The sequence below is a fragment of the Streptomyces pactum genome (assembly GCF_016031615.1).
GTDB classification, from domain to species: Bacteria; Actinomycetota; Actinomycetes; order Streptomycetales; family Streptomycetaceae; genus Streptomyces; species Streptomyces pactus.
In genome coordinates, this window is sequence record NZ_JACYXC010000001.1 from 3,550,418 (window position 1) to 3,566,406 (window position 15,989).

A 15,989-nucleotide genomic window follows, 5' to 3' on the forward strand; every position below is an offset into this window, starting at 1 on the left:
CCCCGGCCTGTGGGCCACGGATGGGCCAACGTACTGGTCAGCAGGGGGAAACGGGCGGTACGGGGGTGAGACAGAACGCACGCCGAAGGGGTGCCCCTGTCCGGAGGCACCCCTTCTGAGCTGCGGTGTTGCTGCCTGGGCGGAGGCTGTGGGATTTGAACCCACGGTGACATCGCTGCCACGACGGTTTTCAAGACCGTTCCCTTAGGCCGCTCGGGCAAGCCTCCCCGCACCGCTCCGTGGAGGCGGTGCGGGACTCAGCCTAGCGCGTCAGCTGTCGCCCTTGCGCTCCCCCAACGTCAGCTGAACCGTGGACTCCTTGCCGTCCCGTTCATACGTCAGGGTGACCTTGTCGCCGGGGCGGTGGGTCCAGATCTCACTGATGAGCGTGGGGCCGCTGTCGATCAGCATGTCGTCCAGCTTGGTGATGACGTCGCCGGGCTTCAGCCCCGCCTTGTCGGCCGGGCCGCCGGCGATCACCGCGTCGGTGCCGTCGGCGCCGGACGGGGCGATCGTGGCGCCGTCGGCGGTGTCCTTCATGGTGACGGTCGCCCCGATCACCGGGTAGACCGGCTCACCGGTCCTGATCAGCTGGTCGGCGACGTTCTTCGCCTGGTTGATCGGGATGGCGAAGCCCAGGCCGATGGAGCCGGACTGCTGGGCCCCGCCGAAGCCGCCGCCGTTCCCGGCGGACTGGATCGCGGAGTTCACCCCGATCACCGCCCCGTCGGCGTTGAGCAGCGGCCCTCCGGAGTTGCCCGGGTTGATGGAGGCGTCGGTCTGCAGCGCGCTCATGTACGAGGAGTTGCTGCCGCCGCCGTCGCTGGAGGCCACCGGGCGGTTCTTGGCGCTGACGATGCCGGTGGTGACGGTCCCGGAGAGGCCGAAGGGCGCGCCGATGGCCACCGTCGCGTCGCCGACCGCCACCTGGTCGGAGTTGCCGAGCGGCAGCGGGGCGAGCCGGGCGCCGGGGGCGTTCTTGAGCTTGATCACGGCCACGTCGTAGCCCTCGGCCCGGCCGACGACCTCCGCGTCGTACCGCTTGCCGTCGGAGAAGGTGACGGACAGCTCCCCGCTCTCCGCCGCGGAGGCCACCACGTGGTTGTTGGTGAGGATGTGGCCTTCCTTGTCGTAGACGAAGCCGGTGCCGGTGCCGCCCTCGCCGCTGCTGCCGTGCGCCTCGATCGTCACCACGCTGGGCAGCGCCTTGTTGGCGATGGCGGAGACCGAACCGGGCGCCCGGCTGCCGGCCTTGGGGTCGCCGGGCGCGGAGAGCGTGGTGGAGCCGGTGCCGCTGTCCCGCTCGGCGGCCCAGTAGCCGACGCCGCCGCCGATCCCGCCCGCGACGAGGACGGCCGCCAGCACCGCGGCCACCACCCCGCCGGAACGGCGGCGGGGTGCGGGCGCACCGCCGGGGGTCTGCAGCGGGGCGCTGCCCCAGTCGCCGCCGCCCGGTCCGCCGGCACCGGCCGGGGGCGCGCCGCCGTCCGCGGCCCACCAGCCGCCGGGGCCCGCCGCGTGCGGGGTGGCGGCGGGCGCGGGGGGCGGCGGTGGGCACCGGGCCGGGGTGCGGGGGCGCCGGCCGGCGGCTGCGGCGCGGCGGCCACCGGGTCCGCGGCGGGTGCGGCGGGCGGGGCGGCCGGGGCGGCGGGCGGCGGTGCGGGCGAGGCCAGGTCGTAGTCGGCGCCCGGGTCTGGGGGGCGCGGCGGGCCCGGCCGGGGGGGGGGCACCGGCCGCGGTGGTGCCGGCGGTCACCGCGGTGTCCGCGGGCGCGGCGGCGGGACCGGTCGCGGCACCGGTGGACGGGGAGGCGGGGGCGTCCGCCCCCGGGCCGGCCGGCGCCGGGGCGTCCGCGGCGGGCGCCTGACCGGGCTGCGCGGGTACCGTACGCGGATCGGGCGCGGGATCAGGCGCGGGCGGCACGGCGGGGCCCTGCTTCTCGGTGCTCACGACTCTCTCCTCATCAGGTACACGACAGTTTGTTGACGGCCCAGGACGCGTACGAGCATCACCGCAAATCTTTTCCCACGACGCGTCAGACCCCCGTAAGGAGCGGACACCGCCGGGGCCGCCGCCTTTTATGCCGGACGAAATAGCGCACAACCGGCAAACAGGAACCCGTTTCCCGTACTCCTGCCCGACGGTGGGACGATGAAGCGGTGACCTACCCTCGCCCGGACCGGAACGGCCGACCAGGACCACGGGACATCTCGGTGATCGCTCACCGCGGGGCCTCCGAGGACGCCCCGGAGCACACCCTGTCCGCCTACCGGCGCGCGATCGAGGACGGCGCCGACGGCCTGGAATGCGATGTGCGGATGACCGCCGACGGGCACCTGGTCTGCGTCCACGACCGCCGCGTCAACCGCACCTCCAACGGCCGCGGCGCGGTCTCCTCGCTGGAGCTGTCCGACCTCACCGCACTGGACTTCGGCTCCTGGAAGGGGCAGGCCACCGACCGCGAGGCACCCGACCGGGAGGCTCCGGCGGAGCGGACCGGCGGCCCCCGGCGGACCGGCCGCGGGCCGCACGGGCCCGGCCGCCCGGCCACGGACCCCGGCCCGGCCGCCCCCGGCCGGTCCGCGGACCCCGGCGACCACACCTCCGTGCTCACCCTGGAACGGCTGCTGGAGCTGGTCAGCGACGCCGGCCGCAGGGTGGAGCTCGCCATCGAGACCAAGCACCCCACCCGCTGGGCGGGCCGGGTCGAGGAGCGCCTGCTGGAGCTGCTGCGCCGCTTCGGCCTGGACACCCCGCCGCCGCACGAGCCCTCCCCGGTACGGGTGATGAGCTTCTCCGCGCGGTCGCTGCAGCGGGTACGGGCGGGCGCTCCCGGCCTGCCCACCGTTTTCCTGATGCAGTTCGCGCTGCCCCGCCACCGGGAGGGCCAGCTGCCGGCGGGGGTGGACATCGCCGGGCCGAGCATCCGGATCGTACGGAACCACCCGGCCTATGTGGTCCGGTGGCAGCGGGCGGGGCACGCGGTGCACGTCTGGACCGTGGACGAGCCCGAGGACGTGGAGATCTGCGCCCGCCTCGGGGTGGACGCAATCATCACCAACCGGCCCAAACACGTACTGTCCCAGCTCGGCCGCATCTAGCGTACCCGGGGGCGATGACGAGGAGTGCACCGGCGCGTTCGGTACGTGTTCGACCGCGGCGTGTGCGTCACCCGATGCCAGTTGGCCGGTTTCCGTTCCAGCTCAGCCGGGCATCCATCCCGTGGCGTGGGGCGAAGGAGGTCTCGGGGGTGGCGTTGGTGGTGGCACAGGAAGTGCCGACGTCGTCGAGCATGGCCGTACCCCATGGCCCTGCCGGCGTGGCTCGGGCAAGGCGCCGGATGCGCGGCGATCTGCGGCGGACCGGAGTTCCGGACGCGGTCATCGACGATGCCGTGCTGATCCTCTCGGAACTGCTCAGCAACGCGTGCCGGCACGGCCGGCCGCTGGAGCGGGACGCGTACCGCGGCGGCGGGCACGACCGGCCCCACGGGCACGGCAGGCCGGGCGGGGACGACGGGCACGACACGTACGACGACGGCGCGGACGGGGCCGTCCGCGCCGCCTGGCGGATCGACGAACGCGCCCGCCTCACGGTCGAGGTGACGGACGGTGGCGGACCCACAAGACCGGTTCCGGCCACTCCTTCGATCACGTCCCGCGGCGGCCGCGGGCTCAACATCATCACCGCGCTCTCCGAGAACTGGGGCGTACGGGATGGTTCGGGCGAAGTGACGGTCTGGGCCACGCTGTCCGCGCGCGACCCGTTCGCCGCGCGGGTCGGCCGCCCGTCCGGCCCGGTGGCCACCGGCACCGGTCGGCGGCGTGTCGCGACCGCCGAGCTGGGACCCGAACTCGGCCCTGATCTGGGCCTGCTCGATCTCGACGGGCTGGCCTGACCGACGCGCCGCGGGCGACGGGCTAGGCTCGCGCCCGTATCTGCTCTGCCGTACGCGTCCTCCCGGCGCCCGGCCGGCGTGCGGGTGACGGGCCACGGACGACCGGACACCGGGGACCGGAGACCGTTGCCGGGACCGGTGACCGTTGCCGGCGACCGGTGACCTTTGCCGGTGACCGGCCGCGGGGCGGTTCCGCACCCGGACCCGGCAGGCCCGGGACGAGCGGACCTCGCGGCGGCCCCGGCCCCGGCCCCGCGCCGGTCGTCCGCCCCGGGCGGCGCGCTCCGGGCCCCGGCCGCGACCGGCCCCGGGGTCTCGCGCCGCGGGTTCCGGAACCCGCACCACGGGCTCCGGGCTCCGGGCTCCGGGCTCCGGGCTCCGGGCTCCGGGCTCCGGGCTCCGGGCTCCGGGCTCCGGGCTCCGGGAGGACCGTACGCGCACGGGCACCGGTACGCCGCGTCACCGAAGATCAGAGCCGTACCTACCGGGAGACAGCCACACCATGGCCAAGAAGCGCCGCCCCCAGAAGACGACCGCAGCAGCACGGGCCAGCGCCGGGAGCGCCGACGCCACCTACCCGGTGGTGGGCGCCCGGGAGCCCTGCCCGTGCGGCTCGGGCCGCCGGTACAAGGCGTGCCACGGCCGGGCCGCCGCGCACGCCGTGACCGAACTCGTGCAGCGCCCGTTCGAGGGGCTGCCCGGGGAGTGCGACTGGGTGGCGCTGCGCGAGCTGGTGCCCGCCGCCACCGCCGAACTCCGCCTGAAGGACGGGCTGCCGGACGGCGTACCGTCCGTCACCCTGGCCACCGTGCTGCCGATGGCATGGCCCGCGTTGCGCCGGGACAACGGCGCCGTGCTGCTGGGCCTGCAGAACGACACCGCCTCCGGCGACATCAGCCGCGACCTGGCCGACACCCTGCAGCGCGCCCTGACCGCCGAACCGGGCACCCCGGTGGCCGCCGCCCGCGCCTCGGCCGAGGGCCCCCGGCTCCAGGACCTGCTCGACCTGGACGCCCCCTTCACCCCCGTGGTGCACGAGGGGTTCGAGTTCTGGGTGGAGGACGCGGAGGCCGCCGGCGGCGAGGTCGCGGCCTCGCTGGAGCGCGCCAACGCCGCCGCGATCCCGACCGTCCGGCTCACCGGCGTGACGGCCGCCTACTGGTGCCGTACCCCGGAGAAGAACCACCTGCGCTGGGTGATGGCGCACCCGGAGGAGAAGCTGCTGGACGCCCTGGCGCGGCTGCACGCCGCCGGGGCCTCCTCGCTCGGCGAGGGCACCCGGCTCGTCGGCTCCTTCCGCGCCCACGGCCTGACCGTGCCGGTGTGGGACCTGCCGACCGCGGTCGGCGCCGAGGACGTGGAGAAGCCGGCGGTCGCCTTCGCGGAGCGCCTCGGCGAGGCACTCTCCTCCGACACGCCGCTCACCGGTGAGGAACGGCGGGCACGCGGCGGGCTCACCAATCGACAGGTAACTCTGAGCTGACACTGATATCAATAGTGATCCTGGGTAACAAAAGAGACCGGTAGAGAGTGACTCTGCTCACAACTCCCGTCAATATCGGGGAATTGGGCGTCCGGAAATCCGCGATGGAATTTGCGAACCGCCGATCTCTTGTTACGGTTCTAGAAGCCCGGTCGCTGGTGCATCCCCCGTCGCCAGCGACCGGGCGCTTCCATGCCCGGAACCGCCCGCACGCCCCGCCCGGCCGCTCGTAACGGCCGGAGGACGGTGGCGAGTTGCCTCAGAGGCAAGAAGGCCCCCGGCCGCCCCGGACAGCCGTCCGGACGCCTTCCCGTCCGACCGGCGCACGCCCCCCGGGCCCCCTTCCATAACATCGCACGGATCACCGGATGTGTGGTCGAAGTCGTTTCCGACTTCCGCCGGACCGCCGGTGTGGACCGTTACCCGTGCGGTGTCGCACTTCTTCTCCCCGGGGTGCGCGACGCCCCGCGCCCACCGCCTCCTGCGGCACTTCCGCTAACACGCCGGTATCACCGGTCGGTGCCGTGCACTTCATCGCCCTTCCGCCGTTCCGCCGCGGCGCGCATTTCGGTTCACCGTTCCCCCGGGCCGGTTACCGAAGCCGGCGCGGGGCGGAGCGGGAGGGAAGCGGGGGCGGGGGAGCCGGGCGCCGGTAACGGGCCATCGGCCCCGGTCCGCCGCCCCGCCGGGACCGGCGGGGGTCTCGTCCCCGCGGGCGCGGATCCGGGTCCGGGGTTCCGGGCGCCGGGTGGGGGCGTGGACGCCGTACGGATACACGGCGCCCGGGTCTCTCCGGCCCGGCGGAAGGGGCGGACGCGCCCGCCCCGGACGGTGACGGTTCAGGGCGCGGCCGGCCCCGGAGCACGACCGTGGACCGGTGCGCCCGGGCGCCCAGGGTCGGCATTCGGACATTCACCCACCGTTGCGCCGCGATGACATTTGTGGTTGCGCACCCGGTGCCACCGCGCCGCAGAGGCCGCCCGCCGCCCGCCGCCCGGACACGATCCCCCCACGCGGGCACCAGGCACCGCACACCGGCCACCGGCGCGGCGTCCGTCAGGCGGGGGTACCGGGAGCGATCAGCCCCGCGGTGCGGGGATCGGGGGACCGGGCGCTCCCGGGGGCCCGGGGTGCGGGCGGAGGCCGGCGCACCGGTACCTGCCGTGGGACGGGGAACCGGTACGCGGGCCGTGACAGGGGCGGCCGACGCAGACACGGGCACGGACACGGCGTACCGGTACGGGCCGGCACCGGCGGACGGGCGATGTACGGATGCGGATGTACAGGTGCACGGGTGGCGGACACGGGTGCGGGTCGGCGTCCCTGTCCCCCCGGGAGCGGGACGCCGGCCGCGCGCGGCGCCCCGCCACGGGCCGGCGGGGCGCCGGACCGGCACGGCCCGCCGCACACCGCCGCGCCCCGGAAGGAGCACCCGGGCGGTCACCGGCGCGCCCCGGGTGCCCGGCGTACCTCGCCGATGTGCCGGCGCGCACCGGAACGGGTGCGCCCGCACGTCGCGCACCCGCGGGCCGCAAACGGCCGACGGGTGGGGGCCGGGCCGTGCGGCGTACCTCCGCTCACGCCGCCGTACCCGGACACCCCCGCCGCCACCCGCGGCGGCACGCCGCCGGTGCGGACCGGGTCAGTACGCGAGCCGGCTGCCGCCGCCCGGCGCGCTCGTGCTCGCCTCGACCAGTGCGTCGAGCACCGCGCCGACCTGCGGGAGCCACTGGTCGGCGGCGCGCCGATGCGGTGCCCGCTCCCAGCGCACCTGGCCGCCACCGGTCCGCGACGGCGGCAGTACCAGGTAGCCGCCCTCGCCGTGGAAGCGCAGCGATCCGGGAACCCAGTCCTGGTTGTGGAGGAGTTCGCCGAGTTCTTCCAGGTCGTAGGGGGCGACCAGCAGGGCCCAGCGGGTGGGACCGGCCACCACCGGGCCGACCCGCACCCCGGCCCGGTCCAGTACGGCCAGGGCGCGTGCCGCCGCCACCGCTGGAAGGCTCACGGCGCAGGGGCCGCGGCCACCGGTGGCCAGGACGACCGGAGCGTTGGGTCGGTTCGTCCACCACCAGCGCACCATCCGCGCGTCGGTGGTGGCGGCGAGCAGGCCGGGGTCGAACGGGTGGGCGCCGGGCACCGCGCAGTCGGGGTGCGGGCAGCCGCATTCGTCAGGGCGCCCGCCCCCGCCCTGCCGCAGGCCGACGCCGGGTACCACCGGCCATCGCCACTGCGTGGCGCAGGTGAGCGCCGCGCGCAGCACCGCCTGCCCACCGCTCTGTCGCAGAAGAGGGAACTTGCGTCGCCTTCCGGGGAGGTCGCGCATGAACGCTCGTCCTTTCCGTGAACGCCGAGGGCCGTATCCGTCGCACTACAGGGCATTGCGTGGCACTGGTGGCGCTGTTCGGAACCGATGGGTCCGTCACACCACGTGGATCACTAGTCACTGCGCGTACAAGGCAGCGCATCACGCCGCGGGCCGAGCGTGGAACGTGGCGGGGGGTGGCGTGCGCCTGGCGCTTGCCGCCTGTCCTGTGCTCGGTGCTCTGACCCGCCACTCGGGGATGGGCACGGCCGCCACCGGCTAGGACGCCCGGCGCCACCGCAGGGTTCCAGGGCGACACGAACTGCCCCTGCCCTTCTCCGATTACGTACCCACTGAGGTGGATATGACGCGCTGTCGAAGGAGGCCAGTCGAACTCAACACGGAAGGGCGCTGGGCTTTTTTCGGCCAACTTGATTTCCCTGCAAACACCACCGACCCCACCGGGACAATGCTGGACATCCCCTTGTCCGTGCGTGTAGACCTGGAAGCCGGTAGCGCGCAGCGCGAACAGGGGGTTTGCGATGCTATGGAGCGGTACGCGCCCTCCTGGTAGCCGGGCGGCGGTGGTGGAAAGATGCCGCTATCTCCTTCAAACCGGGACAGAATCCTCAGCGAGAGCCGGCCGGAGCCCCCTGCGGCCGTCATGGTCCCGCGAGCCCGCGGAGGCAGAGAACCATGAGTCCGCACCACTCCCATAAAGTGGCTGGAATCGATCCATCCGTCCCTCCTCCTGCCCACACTGCGGACCCGGTCGCCGCCGCCTCCGCGCCACCGCCCCCGCCCGACGCCGTGGTTCTCGACCGGCTGGCGGGGTGGGTCTCGGACCTCACCACGCTCCACGAACTGACCGAACGCCTCGCGCGCACCACCACCCTGGACAGCGCGCTCCACGAACTCCTGCGCGCCGGTGCCGCCCTCGTCGGGGCCCGCCGGGGACTGGTCGCCCTGGAACCCGCCGACGGGCTCGGCCCGGTCACCACCATCGGCCTGGGGCTGGGCCGCGCCGACCTCGGCCACATCGAGACCATCCCCCGCGGCACCGCCTCCGCCGGCCACCTCCTGGACGGGCTCCCCGCGCCGCACGCCCCGCGCCCCGAGGTCGTCCACCCCGACCTGGCGAGCGAGGAGGACCTCGACCCCCGGCACCGCGAGGTGGCGGCCCGGCTCGGTTACGCGGCCAGTTACGCGGTGCCGCTCGACCCGCTCGGCCCGTCCGGCACCGACGCCGCGCCCGGCACCGACGCCCCCGGGCCGATCGTCCCGCCGGCCGCTCCGGGGCCGGCGGAACCCGTGGCGCCGGAACCCGCGGGGTTCCACGGGGGCGCGCCGTCCCCCGCCCGGCCCGGGACCTCAGGGGCGGAGTGCCCGGGGGAGGCCGGCCGGCCGGCCTCCGCCACCACCAGCGGCACCGGGACCGGGCTCGGCACCCCGGTACCGCCGGGACCGTCCGGTGCCGGCGTGCCGGGAGCCGGGGCGGACGTCCCGGGGGCCGGCCCGGGAACCCCCGGCGCCGGCGGCGGGGTACCCGGAACCGGTCCCGGCGGCCCGCCCCGGGCCGCGGCAGCGGCGCCGGACACCGTCGGCGGCGTATCCCGGCCCGGCGGCGCGACCCGGACCGGCGACACTGCCGGGCCCGCCGGCGTGACCGGGGTGCCGGGGCCCGCCCCCGCGGCCGGACGCGGTTGCGCCACCCCCGGCCGGCTCGGCGGTGCGGTGTGGCTGTACGACGAGCCGACGCAGCCGGTCGAACGCCAGCGCCATCTGCTCGCGCTGTACTGCCGGTACGCCGCCGAACACCTCGCCCGGCTGCTGGAACTCACCCGGGCCCGCGCCGCCCTCGCCACCCTCCGCGACGGACTGCTGCCCGCCCGGCTCCCCCGTACCGCCGGGGTCCGGCTGGCCGTACGGCACCGGGCGGCCCGGGACGGCGGCGGCGACTGGTACGACGCCCTGCCGCTCCCGGAGGGGGCGCTCGGGCTCGCCGTCGGCGCGGTCTCCGGTTCGGGGCCCAGCGCGGTCGCGGCGATGGGCCGGCTGCGGGCCTCCCTGCGCGCGTACGCGGTGATGGAGGGCGAGGACCCGGTGGCGGTCCTCTCCGACCTCGAACTGCTGCTCCGCCTCACCGAGCCGGCCCGCACCGCCACCGCCCTCTTCGCGTACTGCGAGCCGGAGCTGCGCAGGGTGGTGCTGGCCGGTGCCGGGCACTGCCCGCCGCTCATCATCGGCGAGCACCGCACCGAGTACGTGGAGACGTCGCTCTCCGCCCCGCTGGGCATGCTCTCGTGCTGGGAGGCGCCCAGTGTGAGCATCGAGCCCGCCCCTGGAGAAACGCTCCTGTTGTACAGCGACGGTCTGCTGCACCGCGCCGGGGATCCGATGGACCGGTCCTTCGCCCGGCTGCACGCGGCGGCGGCCGGGGTGCCCCGGGCGCTGCGGCACGATCCGGACGCGGTGGTGGACCACGTGCTGCGGACGGTGCTGCCGGACGGCGGGACCGCCGGGGACCGCACCGAGGACGTCGTGCTGCTCGCCGCGCACTTCGTCTGAGCGTCGCCCGCACCGCGCGTACCGTGACCCGCCCGTGCCGCACCCGGGGCCTGCACCCCCCGCCGCGGGCGTCCCGCGCAGGGCCCGCGCCCCCGTGCCCGGTGGGATTCGCCGGATACGTCACACCCCCCACCGGGGCTCACCCACGGCACCTACGATGGGCGGGGTCCCATTCGAGGAGGAATACGTGACCGAGGAGCCGACCGCCGAGTCCCTGGCAACCCCGGAGGACGAGGCACCGATCAAGCAGCGGAAGAACGGCCTGTACCCGGGCGTCTCCGACGAGCTGGCCGCGAACATGCGGTCCGGCTGGGCCGACACCGAGCTGCGCGATCTGCAGCCGATCGAGCAGGCCCCGCACACCGCCCGGCGCCGGGCCGCGCTGTCCGCGCGATTCCCCGGCGAGCGCCTGGTCGTCCCGGCCGGCAACCTGCGCACCCGGTCCAACGACACCGAGTACCCCTTCCGCGCCTCCACCGAGTACGTGTACCTCACCGGTGACCAGACGCACGACGGTGTGCTGGTCCTGGAGCCGACCGGCGCCGAGGGCCACACCGCCACCGTCTACCTGCTGCCGCGCTCCGACCGGGAGAACGGCGAGTTCTGGCTGGACGGCCAGGGCGAGCTGTGGGTCGGCCGCCGGCACAGCCTGGCCGAGGCCGAGCAGCTGCTGGGCATCCCGGCCGCGGACGTGCGCGAGCTGCCCGCCGCGCTGGCGGGGGCCACCGGCCCGGTCCGCGTCGTGCGCGGCCACGACGCCGGCATCGAGGCCGCCCTCGGGGAGAAGACGACCGCCGCGCGCGACGAGGAGCTGCGGGTCTTCCTCAGCGAGCTGCGCCTGGTCAAGGACGAGTGGGAGATCGGCCAGCTGCAGGCGGCGGTGGACTCCACCGTGCGCGGCTTCGAGGACGTCGTGAAGGTCCTCGACAAGGCCGAGGCCACCTCCGAGCGCTACATCGAAGGAACGTTCTTCCTCCGCGCCCGGGTCGAGGGCAACGACGTCGGCTACGGCTCCATCTGCGCGGCCGGCCCGCACGCCACCACCCTGCACTGGGTCCGCAACGACGGCGACGTGCGCTCCGGTGACCTGCTGCTGCTCGACGCGGGTGTGGAGACGCGCAGCCTGTACACCGCCGACGTCACCCGTACCCTGCCGATCAACGGCCGCTTCAACGCGCTGCAGCGCAAGATCTACGACGCGGTGTACGAGGCCCAGGAGGCCGGTATCGCGGCGGTCCGGCCGGGCGCCCGCTACCTGGACTTCCACGAGGCCGCGCAGCGGGTGCTGGCCACCCGGCTGGTCGAGTGGGGCCTGCTCGGGGACATGGACGTGGAGAAGGTCCTGGAGCTGGGCCTCCAGCGCCGCTGGACGCTGCACGGCACCGGCCACATGCTCGGCCTCGACGTGCACGACTGCGCCGCCGCCCGCCGGGAGACCTACGCCGACGGCACGCTGGAGCCCGGCATGTGCCTGACCGTGGAGCCGGGCCTGTACTTCCAGGCCGACGACCTGACCGTGCCCGAGGAGTACCGCGGCATCGGCGTCCGGATCGAGGACGACATCCTGGTCACCGAGGACGGCAACCGGAACCTGTCCGCCGGGCTGCCGCGCACCGCGGACGAGATCGAGGCGTGGATGGCCCGCCTCAAGGGCTGATCCGGCCCCGCGGCCCCGCGGCCCGCACCGGCGGTGGACGGCCGGGAACCCGAGCGGTTCCCGGCCGTCCCCGTCCATTCTCGTGCGTCGCGTACGCGCCGTCTCCGGTGCCCCGTACCGCCCCGCGTGCCCCGGGGGTCCCGGATGTCCCGGGTGTCCCGGTGCCCGGGCGGCCCGCGTCCCCGCGTGCCGTCGTCCCCCGTCCTTCACCCCGTCGTCCGGCCGTGCAGCACCAGCGCCCAGGTCAGGCAGGCGAAGGCCGCCGCGGAGAGCACCGCCCGGACGGTGTTCCACCGCACCCACACCGCCTCGAACCGCTCGCGCACCGCCGCCGGATCGGCGATCCGTTCCACCGCCCCGGCCGCGGCCAGCTCGTCGTTGAGCGGGATGTTCACCGCCACCGTGATCACGAACATGGCGAGGTACAGCGCCAGGGCCGCGATCAGCCACGGCAGCACCCGCCGCCCCGCACCGGCCGGGAGGTGGCAGACCACCGCCGCGCCGGTGAGCAGCAGCGCGCCCAGGAAGGTGGCGAGGAACCAGCCGTTGACGATCGCCACGTTGATGCGCTGCATGGTCTCCACGAAGGTCCGGTCACCGGCCTTGCGCAGCCCCGGCATCACCGCGCAGGCGAAGGCGTGGAACAGCCCGGCGCTCAGCCCGGTCGCCACCGTCGCCGCGATCAGCGTTCCGCCCCGTACCAGCGCCGACATGCCGCTTCCCCCGTCCTTCGGCCGTGTTCCCATCCGTTCGGCCCGGCGCGGTCGGCCTGCCTCCCCACCGGGTTCCCCAGTCAATCCGGCGGCGCGCCGGCCGCCCATCGCCGAGCCGCTCGGTTCCATACGCGGGCGTCCACGGGCGGACCCGGGAGGAGTGCGGCCGGAGCGGACGCGGGGCGGCAACGGACGGACGGGCCGGGGCGGTTCCCGGGACCCGGCCGCCTACGCTGAGGCCATGGACGTACTGGCGGGCCTGCTCGACGGGCCGCGGGCGCGGGGGGCGTTTCTGCTGCGGGCGGTCTTCGACCCGCCGTGGTCGATACGGATCCAGGACGAGGCGCCGCTGACCCTGGTGGCGATGGGCCGGGGCACGGCGTGGGCGCTCCCGGAACGGGGCGGGGCGCGCCGGCTCGGGCCGGGTGACGTGGCGATCCTCCGGGGTCCCGACCCGTACGTCTTCGCCGACGACCCGGGCACCGAGCCGCGCATCGTCATCCACCCCGACGGGCGCTCCACCACCACCGACGGCGCCGCCCTGTGCGAGCGCATGGAGCTGGGGGTGCGGACCTGGGGCGGGAGTGCGGACGGCGGCACCGTGATGCTCATCGGCACCTACCGGGTGGGCGGCGAGATCAGCCGGCGGCTGCTGGGGGTGCTCCCCGCACTGCTCGTGCTCCCCGCGGACACCTGGGACTCCCCGCTGCTGCCCATCCTGGAAGAGGAGATCGCCAGGGACCGGCCCGGCCAGGAGGTGGTGCTCGACCGGCTGCTGGACCTGCTGCTGATCGCCGCGCTGCGGGCCTGGTTCTCCCGGCCGGAGGCCGGCGCCCCGGCCTGGTACCGCGCCCAGGGCGACCCGGTGGTGGGGCGGGCGCTGCGGCTGCTGCACGACGACCCGGCGCACCCGTGGACGGTGGCCGCGCTGGCGTCGGCGGTGGGCGTCTCCCGGGCGGCCCTGGCCCGGCGCTTCACCGAGCTGGTGGGCGAGCCGCCGATGGGCTATCTGACCGGCTGGCGGCTGGCCCTCGCCGCCGATCTGCTCCGTACACCGGACCTCACCCTGGAGGCGGTGGCCCGCCGGGTGGGGTACGGGAGCGCCTTCGCGCTGAGCGCCGCGTTCAAACGGGTCCGCGGGGTGAGCCCGCAGGAGTACCGGACGGGGACCGCCGCGGGGGACCGCCCGGCACCGGGCTGAGCGCGGGCCGGCCCGGGGCCGGGCGGAGCGTGGGCCCCTGCGCCGCCGGGCGGAGCGCGGACTCCTCCGCGGCCGGGCGGAGCGTGGGCCGGCCCGGCGGACGCCACGGCGCCGGGCCGCAGCTCCCGGCCCGCCGCCCCCGGGCGGGCCCGGGCACCGGGCTCCCAACGGGCTCAGGCGCCGGGTGCGTTCCGGCGGGCTCAGGCGCCGGGTTCCGGGCGGACCGCCTCCAGTACGTCCACGCAGCGCCCCAGCAGCGCGATCAGGGTCGCCCGCTCCTCCTCGGTGAACTCCGCGGCGAGCGCCCGTTCCACCCGCACCGCCCGGACGTCCGCGTCCGCCGTCACCTCGCGTCCCCGTTCGGTGAGCCGGGTCTCCAGCACATTGCCGTGCCAGGCGTGCGGGGTGCGCTCCACCAGCCCGCGCTCCTGGAGGTTCTTCAGCACCGTGTTCATGGTGGGCGGGGTGACGGCGCAGGCGCGCGCCAGGGCGGCGGCCGACATGCCCGGGTTCTCCGAGAGCAGCAGCAGCGCGGCGTACTGCGGCACGGTGAGCCCGGCCGGCCTGAGAGCGGCGTGCTTGGTGGCGTTGAGGGCCTGCTCGGCGCGCTTGAGGTAGGAGCCGAGACGTTCGGAGGCGGGCATCGACGTCATCTCCGCATCGTATTGACCCTCCCGGCCGGCCCCCACGGCCCGCCCGCCCCCCTCGGCCCGCGCCCCTCCGTACGGGCTCTTCCCCTCGGTACGGGCCGTACCCCTCGGTGCGGGTCGTTCCACGCCCCGCGCCACGTGCCGCCCGTACGGCCCTGCACCACAGCCGGCCCTCCGTACGCCCTCCCTCGGTACGCACCCACACGCCGTCCACCCGTACGCCCCCGTCACGCGCCGTCCGGCCGTCCGTCGGTACCGCGCCGGCGCCGGGCACCCCTCGCCGCCAGGACGCTCCGGCCCCGGGGCCCGGGACCCCACCGCCGCACCCTGACCGAAGCACCTTGTCGATCATTAGAACTCTTACTATCGTTTGAATGCACACACAGAGATGAGTCCTTCAGACAGGAGATCTCGTTCCATGCCGCATGCCCGCCGCACCCTCGCCGCCGCGGGGCTGGCCCTCCTCGCCGGCCTGACCCTGGCGCCGAGCGCCCCGGCCGCGACCGGCCCGCACCCGACCGACGGGCGGACGACCGACGGTCGTACGACTGCCGGGCGGACGACCGACGCACCGACGGCCGCCGACCACACCGACCGGGCCGATCGGTCCGGCCGGGCCCGGGTCTCCACCGCGTACGTCCTCCCCGGCGACCGGGTCTATCCCGAGGGGATCGGCGCGGACCCGCGCTCCGGGGCGCTGTACGTCTCCTCCTTCACCACCGGCACGATCTACCGGATCACCCCCGGCCGGCAGGCCGCCGAGGTGTTCCTCCCGGCCGGTACGGACGGCCGGACGACCGCCGGCGGGCTGAAGGTGGACCGGGCCGGGCGGCTGTGGGTGGTGGACCGTGGCGGGGTGTCCGTCTACGCCACCGGGACCCGGCGGCTGCTCGCCCGCTTCGAGACCGCCGGCCCCGGGTCGTGGCTCAACGACGTGGCCCTCGCCCCGGACGGCACCGCGTACCTCACCGACAGCACGCTCGGCGTGGTGCACCACGTCACCCCGGCACAGCTGCGGAAGGCCATGGCCACCGGCCGCCCGGCCGCCCTGCACACCGCCTTCGACCTCGCGGCGGCGCTCGACGGGCTCCCGCCCGGCTTCGCCCTCAACGGGATCGCCGCGGACCCCTCCGGCCGCTACCTGCTGACCGTGGACATGGTGGGCGGCGGCCTGTACCGGCTGGACCCCGCCTCGGGCGGCGTGAGCCGGGTCGACCTGCACGGCGCCGTCCTCACGCACGCCGACGGGCTGGAGCTGCGCCACGGCACCCTGTGGGTGGCCCACAACAGCAGCAACACCATCAGCAGGCTGCGGCTCTCCGCCGACGCCGGGAGCGCCCGCCTGGAACGCAGGCTGACCGATCCCGCGCTCCAGGTCCCCACCACACTGGTCCGCCGCGACGGGCATCTGCTGGTGGTCCGCTCCCAGTTCGACAAGGGCGGCCCGATGGGGCCGGGCACCCCCGAGGCGCCGTTCACGGTCGCCGCCGTGCACGGGATCTGACCCACACGCCGTG

General features: G+C 75.6%; 11 protein-coding genes and 1 tRNA gene. 7 read left to right on the forward strand and 5 right to left on the reverse strand.

The annotated features are described in order from the left end of the window. Positions 1-140: 140 nt before the first annotated feature. Positions 141-227 (reverse strand) — tRNA-Ser (locus tag IHE55_RS14070). A 43-nt stretch (positions 228-270) separates the two neighbouring features. After that, a complete protein-coding gene (locus IHE55_RS14075) occupies positions 271-1,365 on the reverse strand; it encodes a S1C family serine protease (RefSeq protein ID WP_372442673.1) in 1,095 nt (364 codons plus the stop codon). A 794-nt stretch (positions 1,366-2,159) separates the two neighbouring features. On the opposite strand from IHE55_RS14075, the gene IHE55_RS14080 reads away from it, so the two are divergent. From IHE55_RS14080 to IHE55_RS14090, 3 genes are all read left to right on the forward strand, one after another. Then, positions 2,160-3,101 carry a glycerophosphodiester phosphodiesterase family protein gene (locus IHE55_RS14080; protein WP_197989340.1) on the forward strand — a complete coding sequence of 314 codons (942 nt, stop codon included), beginning with the start codon at positions 2,160-2,162 and terminating at the stop codon, positions 3,099-3,101. A 62-nt stretch (positions 3,102-3,163) separates the two neighbouring features. Further along, complete coding sequence (locus IHE55_RS14085; protein ID WP_372442675.1) at positions 3,164-3,898, forward strand: ATP-binding protein; 735 nt, start codon at positions 3,164-3,166, stop codon at positions 3,896-3,898. Between the two features lie 502 nt (positions 3,899-4,400). Next, positions 4,401-5,381, forward strand: a complete 981-nt coding sequence (locus tag IHE55_RS14090; RefSeq protein WP_197989342.1) for a DUF5926 family protein — start codon at positions 4,401-4,403, stop codon at positions 5,379-5,381. A gap of 1,642 nt (positions 5,382-7,023) precedes the next feature. On the opposite strand, the gene IHE55_RS14095 is transcribed toward IHE55_RS14090, so the two are convergent. After that, entirely contained in the window at positions 7,024-7,704 is a 681-nt protein-coding gene (locus IHE55_RS14095; protein ID WP_197989343.1) for a bifunctional DNA primase/polymerase, read from the reverse strand. Positions 7,705-8,493: 789 nt separating this feature from the next. Here IHE55_RS14095 and IHE55_RS14100 point away from each other — a divergent pair. Continuing rightward, entirely contained in the window at positions 8,494-10,251 is a 1,758-nt protein-coding gene (locus IHE55_RS14100) for a PP2C family protein-serine/threonine phosphatase (protein ID WP_307826656.1), read from the forward strand. Between the two features lie 157 nt (positions 10,252-10,408). Further along, entirely contained in the window at positions 10,409-11,908 is a 1,500-nt protein-coding gene (locus IHE55_RS14105; protein ID WP_197989345.1) for an aminopeptidase P family protein, read from the forward strand. Positions 11,909-12,114: 206 nt separating this feature from the next. Here IHE55_RS14105 and IHE55_RS14110 read toward each other — a convergent pair whose 3' ends face one another. Then, entirely contained in the window at positions 12,115-12,621 is a 507-nt protein-coding gene (locus tag IHE55_RS14110; RefSeq protein WP_197989346.1) for an anthrone oxygenase family protein, read from the reverse strand. Between the two features lie 241 nt (positions 12,622-12,862). On the opposite strand from IHE55_RS14110, the gene IHE55_RS14115 reads away from it, so the two are divergent. Next, a complete protein-coding gene (locus IHE55_RS14115) occupies positions 12,863-13,822 on the forward strand; it encodes an AraC family transcriptional regulator (protein WP_197989347.1) in 960 nt (319 codons plus the stop codon). A 200-nt stretch (positions 13,823-14,022) separates the two neighbouring features. Here IHE55_RS14115 and IHE55_RS14120 read toward each other — a convergent pair whose 3' ends face one another. Next, complete coding sequence (locus IHE55_RS14120) at positions 14,023-14,475, reverse strand: MarR family winged helix-turn-helix transcriptional regulator (protein WP_232265559.1); 453 nt, start codon at positions 14,473-14,475, stop codon at positions 14,023-14,025. A 415-nt stretch (positions 14,476-14,890) separates the two neighbouring features. Between IHE55_RS14120 and IHE55_RS14125 the strand changes: the two genes are divergently transcribed. Further along, positions 14,891-15,976, forward strand: coding sequence for an SMP-30/gluconolactonase/LRE family protein (locus tag IHE55_RS14125; protein WP_197989348.1), 1,086 nt, complete (start codon positions 14,891-14,893; stop codon positions 15,974-15,976). Positions 15,977-15,989: the final 13 nt, after the last annotated feature.

Excerpts from the sequence above, each read along its gene's own strand:
- IHE55_RS14115 (WP_197989347.1), top strand. The coding sequence starts at position 12,863 with ATGGACGTACTGGCGGGCCTGCTCGACGGGCCGCGGGCGCGGGGGGCG.
- IHE55_RS14090 (WP_197989342.1), top strand. The coding sequence starts at position 4,401 with ATGGCCAAGAAGCGCCGCCCCCAGAAGACGACCGCAGCAGCACGGGCC.
- IHE55_RS14110 (WP_197989346.1), bottom strand. The coding sequence starts at position 12,621 with ATGTCGGCGCTGGTACGGGGCGGAACGCTGATCGCGGCGACGGTGGCG.
- IHE55_RS14105 (WP_197989345.1), top strand. The coding sequence starts at position 10,409 with ATGGGCGGGGTCCCATTCGAGGAGGAATACGTGACCGAGGAGCCGACC.
- IHE55_RS14125 (WP_197989348.1), top strand. The coding sequence starts at position 14,891 with ATGCCGCATGCCCGCCGCACCCTCGCCGCCGCGGGGCTGGCCCTCCTC.
- IHE55_RS14120 (WP_232265559.1), bottom strand. The coding sequence starts at position 14,475 with ATGACGTCGATGCCCGCCTCCGAACGTCTCGGCTCCTACCTCAAGCGC.
- IHE55_RS14095 (WP_197989343.1), bottom strand. The coding sequence starts at position 7,704 with ATGCGCGACCTCCCCGGAAGGCGACGCAAGTTCCCTCTTCTGCGACAG.